This window comes from Gracilimonas sp. BCB1, assembly GCF_040117685.2.
In the GTDB taxonomy this organism is placed as follows: domain Bacteria; phylum Bacteroidota; class Rhodothermia; order Balneolales; family Balneolaceae; genus Gracilimonas.
The window spans coordinates 58,645-71,150 of the sequence record NZ_JBEDYP020000011.1; the positions used below are offsets into that span (position 1 = coordinate 58,645).

Genomic DNA, 12,506 nt, shown 5'->3' on the forward strand with positions numbered 1-12,506 from the left:
CTGCCTGAATTTTCAAATAATTGACCGATAGTACAGGAAGGAAAGGTTAAATTCAAGAACGCGCTTTTTCCAGCAGCCAGTTCAGCTGTTCAGCTTCTTCTTCAGAAAGCAGCGTGAATTTTTCGTCAAGGACATGAATGCGATCTTCTATCTGTGCCAGTAGCCGAAGGCCCTCATACTTAATGAACACCTGGATAAGTCGCCCGTCATTCGGATCTTTTCGCTTGCGAACGAGGTCTTTTTTTATCAGCCTGTCCACAAGCCGGGAGGTATCCGAGCTCTTGTCCATCATTTCCTCCTGAATCTGCTTGGTGGACATCGGCTCGTTATTGGCTGCCTTCAATATCCTGAGTATCGACAGTTGCTGTTGGGTTAAATCAAACTCATCAAGGAAATTTTTGATGACAGTACGAAGCCAGACTTCAGTTTCGAAGATGTTTGTTCTCAGTTCCCGCCAGACGTTTTTTTGTGAGGTTGCTGTAGCTGTAGCTTCCATAAATCCAGTTTTTGTGCAGATGATATAATTGCGCTTAATATAATGTCTGAACATCAATGTTCAAACAAATTGTTAACTGGAGCTAATTCACCACACTGCTAACCATCATTGGAAAGAGGAGCCTGCTTCGTTTTTCCACGTTCAAGTACGATAAAATTACCGGAGATAATGAAGACCACACCAACCATGCCTGCTATGGTCCATGTATAATTTTCAAATAGAGTGGATATAATGAGGGCGATAATAGGAACCACCAACTGAACATACCCGGCACGACTGGCACCAATCCGGCCGATTAAACTCAGGTAGGCTCCAAATGCGAATACAGACCCGAATACCGCCAAATAAATCAGTGATAAACTGTAGGAGAATTCGAGACTGAATGAGAATTCATACCCGACCAACAAAGCGACTAAAGCCATTGCTAAAGCTCCGTATGTCATTCCAATGGCATTAGTTTGAATAACCGGTAGCCCGGCCGACTGATTTCGGGCTGAAATAATATTCCCCAAAGAAGCAACATACGCGGCACCAACTGCCTGTAAAAGTGCAATGGATGCAGCATCGGTAAAAGAAAAATTCAGGAGGTCTTTGTAGAAAATCATCACAATGCCAGTTAACCCCAGAACTGCCCCACCATACACCTTCCAGGGAATGATATTCTTCAGGAAAATACGGCTGTTAAAAATATTCATGAACAACATGGTAGAGAAGACAAGAGCCACCAATCCACTGGTTAAAGTTTGTTCGGCGAGATACACCATCCAATAGTTAAAGCCAAATAGAAAAAGACCCTGCAGAAGTATAAAGCCATGCTCGCTCAGTGTATAGTTGAGCTTTAGTTTTCTGATTTTTGAATATCCAAGCAGAATCAATCCCGCCAGCAAAAACCGATAACTTACCGAAACAATAGGATCAACATCTCCAACCTGAAATGTGATAGCGAACCAGGTAGAGCCCCAAATAAGAGCAGGAATAAGATATAGAATGATATTTTTCAAAGCTGCCGATGTTACTTAACCGGCAAATATTTAGCAATAGTTTCCCTTAAAAATTGTAAGAAAGCCGAACCGCTAACCCACACATTTAACACATCGGGTGGTATGCGGCATATACTCTAAACGGCCGAAGGGAATTTCTTCTCCGCATTTTGTGCAACTTCCGAAAGCATCGGATTCAGCATTTTCCTTAGCCCGTTCCAGCTTTTTGAGTTGCTGCTGCTTCTCTCTCAACGAAGACTCATTTATGGTCTTATTATTAATGGCATCCATTCTCGAAACCCTTCCAATGGAAGCATCCAGCGGAATAGGTTTTACCAGCTCCTGAAGCTCAGCAATATCTTCTTTTGTCTCTTCAATTCTTGAACTGATGATTCCTTTGAGCTTCGCCTTTTCAGAGTCCGTCATGTACCGTAAGTCTCTACTTTTTCTGATAAGATAATAGCTTCCAAAGTTCGCTATTCACGATTTCCCGGGTATTGATGATAGCATTCATAGTTTCAGTGAAATTTGCACGGGGCATTACACTCTTCATAATTTCATTGGAGAAGCCATATTCCATATTACTTATAATATCGTAGAAATCGGCTGTAATAAAATTGTACTTATACTCTATACCACCCGGCTTCATTAATGAATAAGTTCGCCAGTTGTGCATCTGATCCTGTCTAATTCGCTCCTCGTGGAGTGGACGTGCAATATCATTTTCCAGGGCGAGATACTGGTTTTCCATTCCCGGCTTAACCCTCATAAAATTTACAATCGCATAAGCACCGGGTTCTGCATCTATAATATTCATAACCCCGGCTTCCGTCTTCCAAAGTTCAGAGTACTGAAATTCAGCCAAATCAAGTGATTTCGATAATATATTACCACCTTCGTCGGCTAGTAATTCGTTTAATCTTTCTCCTTTAGCCATTATAGCATCCAGATCCTGATAGGTTCTGACGAGCACATAATTATATTTACTCAGGTTACCACCGGGATACACAACTTTATAAAAATAACTTCCGGTTACATCTCCGGATGACGCTTCTTTCTTTAAAATTGGCACCCACTCCGAATTAACCAATTTTTCGAATTTGGCAAGGTTTTCGGTCTCAACCTTCAGGTAATCAATATTCAGATAAGCTCCATCTTCGGTCTGTGAATATCCGGACGCTACCTTTACAAAAACTAACACTAACGTAAGTAAAGTAACCTTTTTCATACCGCACTCCATTTATTAACCCTTACTCTAAGGTATAATAATGCGGCTAAATTTCAAGTTAGAAAGGTGTTTTGAGTGGATTTATCGCGAAGCTAATCCCTTTGCTCGTTCCTTTCCAAGCACCGACCTTAGGCGTTTGGGAGTACGTTCCAGCTGTTTTCCGTATGCTTCTGATGCTTCTTCATACTTCTCCATTTTATAAAGCACATCCCCCAGAAGCTCATATGATGGCTTTACAATAGTAGGCGGACCAAAGTCGATTGGAAGCTCAGATTCAGCAACTGCTGTTTCTTTCAGCAGTTGAAGTCCCTGCTCGTCTTTGCCTTCCTCCATTAACAGTAAGCCTTTAATCTGATTCATCTGGATATTCCGGTCCGGACTTTCCGGTACTTGCATCAGTTTGTTCAGGTTTTGGCGGGCTATTTCCAATTCTCCCATTTTTATGGCAGCAAAAGCTGACGTAAAATAATAGTTCTGCCCTGCTCTGTTTCCGGATGCATATTCGGCTTTCCATTCTGCGGCCTCACTCCACATCTCCCCATCTACAATAAAGTGTCCCCGCATTACCGAGAAGTGCCATTTTTCTCCACCTGTCGGCTCTTTTTTAATCCGGTCGTAACAGGTCAGTAATACCTCTCTTGCTTTATCGGTTTCTCCGGCTTGAAGGTATCCGTACTGCAGCCACCATGGGTAGTGCCCGCAAACCGTTAGTTTCTCATCGAGCTCTTTTGGCGGGTTTGCTGAACATCTCTGGCCACAATATTCGCATCAATGGTTTCATCCCACATTCCCAACGCGAGGAATATATGAGAGGTCATATGTTGGGCATGAGCTGCAGCCGGTGCAATTTCGGAATACGCTTTGGCCATCGGCAAACCAAGTGGGGCATGGATGGGATCGTCAAAAGAATGAATCAGATAATGCGCGGCACCGGGATGTTCTTCATTGGCATTCCATACCTCAAACAATTCAGCTGCAGCTTCCATATAAATGGCAAAATCGCGACCCTCATGAGCAGTACCGAGAATTGACAACCCATAGAATGCTGTTATTTCATGATCGCCCGGATATTTTTCATGAAGCTCCCCCATAAACTCCATATATAGATCATCCCTTTCTTCTTTAGAGAGGCTTTTTGCTTCCTCAGTGTTGCCGTAAAGCACTTCCAGCGACATTAGCAGATCTTTTTCTTTTTGGGTTGAGGCTTTTTTCTGTCGCTCTTCAACGGTTTCACCAAGTTTACTCAAAATAGCCATGGCTGCTACCCGATCTTGTTGCATCCATATAGGGTGATTATGAGACTTAGCTTCTCCGTAATAAGCCATCACAAAGTTCTGGTCTTTTTCCTGGGCGCGCCTGAAAGCACGAGCGGCATCCTCATACTCAAAATTATGCAGAAACTTTACGCCCTCAACAAAATCAGCCTGAGCTACTTCAGCTCCGGAATTCGGAAAATTGATTTTACCCAACAACTTATTTTGGGCCTTCGCCTCAAACGAAATAAATAAGAGCGGAATTAGCAGAAATAGAGAAAAGTGGCTTTTCATGGTCTTAATATTTGGTGGACTACTATTGGACAATTCATAAATATGGTTTGCTTAGATAACTTTTCCAAAGTTAAATAAGTAGCCTTGAACTACATCTATTCCTTATAACTTTGGAAAAGTTAGAAACGGTTTATTCCGTCTGAACTTCCCCCACTTCCAATAGATTTCCTTTAATCATTATGTGAGTTAATGAACGCATATTGGATATATCATCGCCCGGGTTTTTTTCCAGTAAAATCAGGTTAGCCAGCTTCCCGGATTCAAGCGTTCCAAAGTCATCCCCGCGACGCATAGACTCTGCCCCGTTTTTGGTGGCCATCACAATTAAATCTTTAGCTGGAATGCCGGCGCGTTGCATATACTCCATTTCAGCAAAAATAGAAATTCCATGTAATGTCCCGGGATTTCCGGCATCGGTGCCTACTACAATGGGAATACCGGCATCATACGCTTTTTTCAAATTGGTCAAAAGTATGTCCCTGGTCATATCGGTTTCAGGATTAAAATCCTTGAGCCTGTTCTTCATATTCTCCGATAGCCGCGGATGATCTTTAAACTGAGCTGCTGTATTTATAAGCTGCATGGTTTTTGAATCTACGCAACCGTTTGGATCGGTAACCGGAATAGGAGCAATATCGGAAGCAGCTCTATAGGCAAGCATATAACCAGCACTCACAATCAGCGTGGGATTGTAATAGGTGCCATTTTCTTTGGCCAACTCAATAAACTCATCATCAATTTCCGTGTTCTGCACACTGTGAACCAAAAGTTTCGTGCCATTACGGAGTGCTGCTTTGGCCTGATCCAGCGTTGTGGCATGAGAGATCATTTGATTGCCTTGTCGGCGAATTTCTTCAGCTGTAGCCTCAACCCGATTCATATACTCATCGCTGTCTTCATCAAAAGTCCAGAACTTGATGCCAGTACTACCCAAAGCCGACAGATACTGCACCGTCTTCACTCCCGTCTCTTCCGAATCGAGGGTTACCAACACTTTGTCTGATGGCAGATCAAAAGGAGCTCCCGGAACCGGGGTAATCAGCGGACCGGCTGCCGCTACATGAGGAGCTTTAGGATTGTTTTCGGCTTGCTCCTGGAAATCAATCGACCAGCTCATTCCACCCACATCATACACTGCAGTAATCCCCGAACAGAGATATGAATTGTAATATCGCTGCGGGTTTTGCTTCTGATAGGCAGCTACTTCTGCAAACGGATATGTGTTGGTAATGTCCATCGCATCGGGCCGGCTGTCAAAAAAACCGGTTTGAAAGAAATGCATGTGAGCATCTACAAGTCCGGGCGTGATGTATTTCCCTTCCGCATTTATTACTTCAGCACCCATGGGAACAGAACATTCCCCATCTCTGCCCACACAGTCAATTTCACCCGAACGGATCACCACCATACTGTTTTCTATAGCTTCAGCGCCGGTTCCGTCAAATAAAGTAGCTCCTGAAATTACCGTCACTTTTTTAGCGGGATCTGATTCAGTGCAGGCGGTTAAACTCATAGTTGCAGTTATCAGTACCATGCACATCCATTTAGTGTATTTCATGTGGTCTCCAAATTTGATCTTTAATCGGATTTAAGAATTTCATATCAGCTTTACAAATTGTACTCGTTTTTCATCTAAGTCTTTAGATGAGTAGGCTTATTAACTATATTCCGCCAACTCGATCAATCACAATCAGGAGGAAACCAATGACTCGTTCTTCATTCCGAAAATCAAGCTATCTAATGGCGCTTGTTCTGGGGTTTACCGTTGGGTTCATGCAGCTTGGACTTGCGCAAAACGGCCTCACCCCAACGCAAGTTGCAAAAATTAAGAATGTCGGCTCTGTTTACTTATCTGCCGATGGCAACACCGCTGCCTATACGCTTACCGTTCCCGCCGACCCCGTGAAGGAAAATGCCCTGCCCGGCACGCATCTGTACATGATGGATGTATCAACCGGGGAAACCTCTCCACTTATTACGGAAATGAGCGTGAGTGGTATTGCCTTCAGGCCGGGAACCAATAACATTACCTACCTGGCTAAAAAGGAAGAAGATGAAACCACATCATTATATGAATTGGATACCAAATCCGGCGAATCAGAAAAACTATATGCTTTTGAACGAAATATTTCCGGGTATAGCTGGGCTGATGATGGCAATCATATTGTATTAAGATCTGCAGAGCCAAAAGAAGAAAGTGATTCACCGCTTCCTTACAGTCCGGAGATTTATGAAGAGAATTTGACCCATACCTGGGCCTATATCCAGAATATTGCCAAGGATGGCCATACCCCACACCGAATTCCTGTAGAAGGTTCTGTTTATGATGCCATGTGGAGCCCGGATCAACAAAAACTTGCCGTGGCCGTGGCCCCAACTCCATTGGTTGATGACTTCTACATGAGTCAAAAAATTGTAATCATAGATCATAAAACTCGCGACGTGATCGCTGAAGTTGATCATGAAGGAAAACTCGGGCAGATTACCTGGAGTCCGGACAGCAAGAAATTAGCTATGATCGCAGCGGCCACCATCAACGACCCTATAGCAGGTCGCTTAAAGATTGCTGATGCTTCAACCGGTAAATCCACTTTACTTAAAGAAGATTTCAACGGTAGTTTTGAGCAGATTGAATGGGCTAACGCCAACACCATTCACTACCTCGCCAGTAAAGGGGTTTGGTCAGAATTTGGCAGTATCAAGAGTGATGGCAGCCAGATGAAAGCGATTGTACCTACCGGCGGAGCTATTCTGAATTCATTTGCCCATGCCGGAAACGGAACCCATGTTTTCAATGCCAATACTCCTGATCATCCCGGCGAATTATACGTGATGAAAAAAAGTGATAAACAGCCTAAAAGAGTAACCAACAGCAACCCGTGGCTCGATGGTGTTTCAAAAGGAAAACAGGAAACTGTTTCATACACTACCAAAGATGGCATGGAAGTGGAAGGGATTGTTATATATCCGCTGGGCTATGAAGAAGGCATGCGTTACCCAACCATCACAGTGGTACACGGCGGACCTGAAGCCCACTACGATAACGGGTGGCTAACCTCTTACTCCATGGCCGGACAAATGGGCGCTGCAGAAGGATTTGTTGTTTTCTATCCAAACTACCGCGGAAGTACAGGACGCGGAGTTGAATACGCCATGAGCAGTCAGGGTGATTTAGCCGGTGCTGAATTTGACGATATCGTGGAAGGAGTTGACTATCTGATTGCTGAAGGTGTAGCCGATGAAGCTAAAGTCGGTGTAACCGGGGGTTCCTATGGCGGGTACGCTACGGCCTGGATGAGTACCAAATACAGCGACCGCTTTGCAGCCGGGGTGATGTTTGTCGGGATCAGCAACAACCTGTCTAAATGGGGAACCAGTGACATTCCAGAAGAGCTGTATTATGTGCATGCCCGAAAGCGAATCTGGGAGGATTATATGGGATACCTGGAGCGCAGCCCTATCTACCATGTGGACAATGCAAAAACCCCGCTTCTGATTATGCACGGGAAAGAAGATACAAGGGTTGACCCTGGACAGAGTTACGAACTCTACCGTCATATCAAAACGCGTACTGATACTCCTGTTCGCCTGGTGCTTTATCCCGGTGAAGGACATGGAAACCGGCACGCAACGGCCCGCTTTGATTATAACCTGCGGATGATGCGATGGTTCACCGAGTACCTGAAAGGGGATGAAAACCAACGCCCTGATACCGAACTGGAAATGGAGGAAATGACGATCGAGAATTAATTCTCAGTTGTACCTTTCGAAATCACAAAAGGCTTTTTGCAGAAATGCGTAAGCCTTTTCTTTTTTTAGCAATATTCAGTTATTCTGAACACTGATCCTTATGGCGAACCAAAACAAAAAACCACCAAAAGCATTTTCATGGATTTTTATGGGAACAGGAATTAGCATAATTCTGATTTCCATGGAAGTAATTGTTGTTGATGACGCTGCTGTAAATGCTCCATTGTGGGTTATAGGTATTTGCGGAGCGATATTTTTTCTTGCCGGTTTACTCATATTCTTAGGGGAGAAGTCGAAGTACAACAACCTGCTTGCAGTGTTTTTGGTAGCAGGTATGGGAGCCGTTGGCAGCTGGGTGGCTTTATTTGGAACCGATTCTAGTTTTTCAGGAGGAATCCCGTTTCTTAGCCCGGAGTTTAACATCTCCCTGGCGCGTCTTTTGTTCGGCTTTGGAGGATTAATCTGTTTTCTGATTGCCGGCTACGCTTTTAAACAACAAATTACCCGAAAAGAGAAATCAGAGCAAAATTGAGCTAGCGACTTTGAGCCTTCCCTTGCTTAAATCGACATATTCGCAAAATAATGATACGCCATTACGCCCGCAGCCATCACTTTTAATCCTGTAGCTGCCATAAACCCGACAAAAGAACCTAAAGCCGATTTGAAGGCTTTATCGGATTTATTCCCGGCAATAAGTTCTCCCAGAAAAGCACCAACCAGCGGTCCCAAAACAAAACCAATGGGCGGAAAGAACAGCCCGACTACCAGACCTACCACAGAGCCTGTAACTCCATAGGGTGAACCTCCAAATTTTTTGGTTGCCCATGCCGGAATCACATTATCCAGCACAAACCCTACTACGATAACAATCACCGCCCATACCAATAAAAATGTGAGCGAAAACGGGGCATATAAAAACTGCAGAATCAGCAATCCCACATAACTGAATGGGAGTCCGGGCACAACCGGCAGAAAGGCTCCGGCTAAACCAATTAACATTAATAATGCACCGATAATAAGTATGATAAGTTCCATGAATGCTACACGATTTTAGCGCTTTTATGTTTCATCACTCCAAATCAAGTGGGCCTAACAGGTCAGGTTGCATAAGCAGTTGCACTGCTTCGTTAATCTCATCCTTAAAAAAGTGATCTTCCTGGGCATGCGGAATCTGTTCGCGGATAAATTTATGTGCATGATCCACGCCTTCTCCCGGTTTCAGTGGTTTTCGGAAGTCAAGTGCTTGCGATGCCGTAAATAACTCGATAGCCAGCACCTGTTCTACATTTTTAAATACATTCAGCAGCTTCAACGCTCCGATACTCCCCATACTTACATGGTCTTCCTGCCCGAGGCTGGTTGGGATAGAATCAACTGAAGAAGGATGACAAAGTACCTTATTTTCTGAAACCAAAGCCGCTGCTGTGTACTGAGGAATCATAAACCCGGAGTTAATTCCTGTTTCTTCCATGAGCAATGTAGGCAACCCATCATGGCCTTCAAGCATCAGGTAGGTCCGTCGCTCCGAAATACTAGCCAGTTCCGCCAGCGCTATAGCGGCATAATCCAGAACCAACGCCAATGGTTGACCATGAAAATTGCCGCCGCTTATGATATCTCCATTCTGAAACACCAGCGGATTGTCCGTCACTGAATTTATTTCGGTTTGAACCGTGGAGATGCAGTGCGCGATAGCATCCCGGCTGGCTCCATGCACCTGCGGGATGCACCGAAGGGAATACGGATCCTGCACCTTACCACAGTTCCTATGCGACTCTAAAATCTCACTGTTTTGAAGAAGGCGACGAACATTCCCCGCAACGGTTTGCTGTCCGTTGTGGGGGCGGATTTTATGAATACGCTCATCAAAAGGTTTAATACTACCCTGAAGTGCTTCCAGGCTCATAGCTCCCAATAAGTCTGCACTTTTTAGCAAGCGGAGAGATTTTTCCAGCACAAAAGCACCATAAGCGCTCATTAACTGTGTTCCATTTATTAAGGATAGTCCATCTTTGGGCTGAAGTTCGATCGGAGACAGATTGTGTTTTTCAAGCACTTTATCGGCCGGAATGGTATTGGTACCATCCTCATTCCAAAAAGAACCAAAACCCAACAGAGGCAGCGACATATGTGCAAGCGGTGCTAAATCACCCGATGCTCCTACACTCCCTTTTTCAGGGATAACCGGAATCAAGTCATGATCAACGAAAAACATGAGTCGATCAAAAGTCGCTTTTGATATTCCGGAAAAACCAATACCCAGCGCATGAATTTTAAGTTGCAGCATTAGCCTTGAAATTTCTTTGGGAATCAGGTCACCGGTGCCCACCGCATGCGATAAAATTAAGTTTCGTTGCAGCTGCTTGAGTTGGTTTTCCCCAATACGTTTAGACGCAAGAATGCCAAAACCGGTATTGATCCCATAAAAGGCTTCATCTTTGGTAAGGGCATCATCCACCACTGCCCGTGCATCCAGTATGGGAGAAGGATCCTTCTTCAGCTGATTTAAAGACCGTTCAATATCCTTGTATAAGCTGCTGATCTGAATTTTATGCATGTTTCCTTTTTTAGATTCCTTTTTTCCTTTTCCTGATCGTAACTTTTCCAAAGTTAGATAGGGAGTATGTTTGGAGTTTCGTTTCCTTAATAACTTTGGAAAAGTTAAGAGATAATTCTTAACCCAAAGTCGTTAGATATCACATTGAATTCAATCCATTCTTGCAACCGAGTAGCTCTTTAGGTATCATCACGCACTTTATGCAATTACTAAACCCTTAACCAATCTTTATAAACTATGGCAAACGGGAACCCTGCCACCACCAACGACTTTTTTGGACATCCGCGTGGCTTATCGACATTGTTTTTTACTGAATTATGGGAGCGCTTCAGTTACTATGGAATGCGTGCCCTTCTGGTACTTTTTATGACGGCCGAAGCCGTTGGAGGGAACCCCGGACTTGGATTCAGTGTAGGTGAAGCTGCCGCTATTTATGGTATCTACACCTTTTTCGTTTACGTACTTTCTCTTCCGGGCGGCTGGGTAGCTGATAATATCTGGGGACAGAAAAAAGCCGTTTTTGTAGGTGGATGTATCATAGCAGCCGGTCACTTTAGTATGGCAGTGCCCACCACGACCTTTTTCTTTATCGGACTGGCACTGATTGTTGTAGGAACCGGGCTTCTGAAGCCGAATGTTAGTTCTATGGTCGGCGATTTATATCCCGAAGGCGGAGCGCGACGTGATGCCGGATTCTCCATCTTCTATATGGGAATCAACTTTGGTGCAATATTAGGCCCCCTGCTTTGCGGACTTTTAGGCGAAGGCTATAACTGGCACTACGGATTTTCTCTGGCCGGTTTTGGAATGTTATTGGGACTGGTCTCCTATAAGGTAGGTGATAAATACCTGGAAGGCGCCGGCGACCTTGATGAAAGCTTTACTGATGAGCAGATTAAGAAACGCAGTAAGCTCTTTTATGGAATTTCTTCTTTTCTGGCAGCTGCAGTTGTAATCTTTGGATTCCTGCAAAGTTCAGGCGCCATCAATGTAGCCCTTGAAGCCCTTGCTCAGAACCTGGGTATCGTAGCGGTAATCATTACGCTTATTTTCTTTATCTACATCATTTTCTTTGGCGGGCATACCCAACAGGAAAAGAAAAGATTGGGCGTTATTTTCTGGTTGTTTATTCTGGCTGCGTTGTTCTGGAGTGGTTTCGAGCAGGCGGGTTCTTCCCTTAACCTTTTTGCGGCCGATTTAACTGATCGTGCTGCCGGCCCGAGTGAATTTCTGGGTGGAATGGGAGCTCTTATACTTACGCTCGTTCTGGCCATCCCTATAGGTTGGTATGCTTTCAGAACTTTTAAACGGGAAGACCTTTGGGTAATGGCAAAAGTAGCCGTTGCTGTTTCCGGTGTTGGCTTGCTTGCCTTTTTCTACTGGTTATTTACACAAATCGGAAATGGATGGATTATCCCGGCAAGTACTTTGCAGCTGATTAACCCTACATTCATTGTAATTTTTGCACCTATTTTCGGGATGCTCTGGACCTGGCTGGCTTCCAGAAATGCCAACCCTTCCATTCCGGTTAAATTCGGATTGGGTTTGTTAGGCCTTGCTGCCGGTTTCTTTGTGCTTTCATGGGGATCTGCTAATGCTTCATCTACAAGTCTTGTATCTCCTGCGTGGTTAATTGTAACTTACTTCCTGCATACCGTTGGTGAGCTTTGTCTGTCGCCGGTTGGACTTTCTTCCATGACTAAACTGGCCCCTAAAAACCGTGTATCTCAAATGATGGGAATCTGGTTTGTGGCTACCGCTCTTGGCAACCTGATGGCCGGACTTGTCGCAGGACAGCTTGAGAACCTGGCTCCATCCGGGCTGTTCCAGATGGTGGCACTGATTGTAGGTGGGGGTGGTATCGTCGCTCTGCTTGCTGCTCCACCGGTTCGAAAACTGATGGGAGATATTGAATAGAATCTCTGAACATAAGTTCATTCCGAAAAGG

Annotated in this window: 12 protein-coding genes; 3 read left to right on the forward strand and 9 right to left on the reverse strand. The window is 44.5% G+C overall.

The window, feature by feature from the left end:
* Positions 1-52: 52 nt before the first annotated feature.
* The 7 genes from ABFW99_RS06050 to ABFW99_RS06080 form a co-directional block, all read right to left on the reverse strand.
* Positions 53-496, reverse strand: a complete 444-nt coding sequence (locus ABFW99_RS06050) for a MarR family winged helix-turn-helix transcriptional regulator (RefSeq protein WP_349355840.1) — start codon at positions 494-496, stop codon at positions 53-55.
* A 98-nt stretch (positions 497-594) separates the two neighbouring features.
* Positions 595-1,497, reverse strand: coding sequence for a DMT family transporter (locus ABFW99_RS06055; RefSeq protein WP_349355841.1), 903 nt, complete (start codon positions 1,495-1,497; stop codon positions 595-597).
* A 72-nt stretch (positions 1,498-1,569) separates the two neighbouring features.
* Positions 1,570-1,902, reverse strand: coding sequence for a TraR/DksA family transcriptional regulator (locus tag ABFW99_RS06060; RefSeq protein ID WP_349355842.1), 333 nt, complete (start codon positions 1,900-1,902; stop codon positions 1,570-1,572).
* A gap of 13 nt (positions 1,903-1,915) precedes the next feature.
* Positions 1,916-2,704, reverse strand: a complete 789-nt coding sequence (locus ABFW99_RS06065; protein ID WP_349355843.1) for a hypothetical protein — start codon at positions 2,702-2,704, stop codon at positions 1,916-1,918.
* An 81-nt stretch (positions 2,705-2,785) separates the two neighbouring features.
* Positions 2,786-3,268 (reverse strand): hypothetical protein, encoded by a 483-nt coding sequence (locus ABFW99_RS06070; protein ID WP_349355844.1) that lies wholly within the window; start codon positions 3,266-3,268, stop codon positions 2,786-2,788.
* A 143-nt stretch (positions 3,269-3,411) separates the two neighbouring features.
* Positions 3,412-4,251 carry a hypothetical protein gene (locus ABFW99_RS06075; RefSeq protein WP_349355845.1) on the reverse strand — a complete coding sequence of 280 codons (840 nt, stop codon included), beginning with the start codon at positions 4,249-4,251 and terminating at the stop codon, positions 3,412-3,414.
* A gap of 130 nt (positions 4,252-4,381) precedes the next feature.
* On the reverse strand, positions 4,382-5,809 hold the full coding sequence (locus ABFW99_RS06080; RefSeq protein ID WP_349355846.1) for an amidohydrolase family protein: 1,428 nt from the start codon (positions 5,807-5,809) through the stop codon (positions 4,382-4,384).
* 182 nt (positions 5,810-5,991) lie between these two features.
* Here ABFW99_RS06080 and ABFW99_RS06085 point away from each other — a divergent pair, with 182 nt between their 5' ends.
* On the forward strand, positions 5,992-8,001 hold the full coding sequence (locus ABFW99_RS06085; protein WP_349355847.1) for an alpha/beta hydrolase family protein: 2,010 nt from the start codon (positions 5,992-5,994) through the stop codon (positions 7,999-8,001).
* Positions 8,002-8,101: 100 nt separating this feature from the next.
* Entirely contained in the window at positions 8,102-8,533 is a 432-nt protein-coding gene (locus ABFW99_RS06090; protein ID WP_349355848.1) for a hypothetical protein, read from the forward strand.
* A gap of 26 nt (positions 8,534-8,559) precedes the next feature.
* Here ABFW99_RS06090 and ABFW99_RS06095 read toward each other — a convergent pair whose 3' ends face one another.
* Positions 8,560-9,036, reverse strand: a complete 477-nt coding sequence (locus ABFW99_RS06095; RefSeq protein WP_349355849.1) for a DUF456 domain-containing protein — start codon at positions 9,034-9,036, stop codon at positions 8,560-8,562.
* 34 nt (positions 9,037-9,070) lie between these two features.
* Positions 9,071-10,558 (reverse strand): histidine ammonia-lyase, encoded by a 1,488-nt coding sequence (gene hutH, locus ABFW99_RS06100; RefSeq protein WP_349355850.1) that lies wholly within the window; start codon positions 10,556-10,558, stop codon positions 9,071-9,073.
* Positions 10,559-10,795: 237 nt separating this feature from the next.
* Here hutH and ABFW99_RS06105 point away from each other — a divergent pair, with 237 nt between their 5' ends.
* Complete coding sequence (locus ABFW99_RS06105; RefSeq protein WP_349355851.1) at positions 10,796-12,475, forward strand: peptide MFS transporter; 1,680 nt, start codon at positions 10,796-10,798, stop codon at positions 12,473-12,475.
* Positions 12,476-12,506: the final 31 nt, after the last annotated feature.

What these genes read in the sequence shown, in the direction of transcription:
- ABFW99_RS06090 (WP_349355848.1), top strand. Translation starts at nt 8,102, where the DNA reads ATGGCGAACCAAAACAAAAAACCACCAAAAGCATTTTCATGGATTTTT.
- ABFW99_RS06080 (WP_349355846.1), bottom strand. Translation starts at nt 5,809, where the DNA reads ATGAAATACACTAAATGGATGTGCATGGTACTGATAACTGCAACTATG.
- ABFW99_RS06050 (WP_349355840.1), bottom strand. Translation starts at nt 496, where the DNA reads ATGGAAGCTACAGCTACAGCAACCTCACAAAAAAACGTCTGGCGGGAA.
- hutH (WP_349355850.1), bottom strand. Translation starts at nt 10,558, where the DNA reads ATGCATAAAATTCAGATCAGCAGCTTATACAAGGATATTGAACGGTCT.
- ABFW99_RS06070 (WP_349355844.1), bottom strand. Translation starts at nt 3,268, where the DNA reads ATGCGGGGACACTTTATTGTAGATGGGGAGATGTGGAGTGAGGCCGCA.
- ABFW99_RS06095 (WP_349355849.1), bottom strand. Translation starts at nt 9,036, where the DNA reads ATGGAACTTATCATACTTATTATCGGTGCATTATTAATGTTAATTGGT.
- ABFW99_RS06075 (WP_349355845.1), bottom strand. Translation starts at nt 4,251, where the DNA reads ATGAAAAGCCACTTTTCTCTATTTCTGCTAATTCCGCTCTTATTTATT.
- ABFW99_RS06085 (WP_349355847.1), top strand. Translation starts at nt 5,992, where the DNA reads ATGGCGCTTGTTCTGGGGTTTACCGTTGGGTTCATGCAGCTTGGACTT.
- ABFW99_RS06065 (WP_349355843.1), bottom strand. Translation starts at nt 2,704, where the DNA reads ATGAAAAAGGTTACTTTACTTACGTTAGTGTTAGTTTTTGTAAAGGTA.
- ABFW99_RS06105 (WP_349355851.1), top strand. Translation starts at nt 10,796, where the DNA reads ATGGCAAACGGGAACCCTGCCACCACCAACGACTTTTTTGGACATCCG.
- ABFW99_RS06060 (WP_349355842.1), bottom strand. Translation starts at nt 1,902, where the DNA reads ATGACGGACTCTGAAAAGGCGAAGCTCAAAGGAATCATCAGTTCAAGA.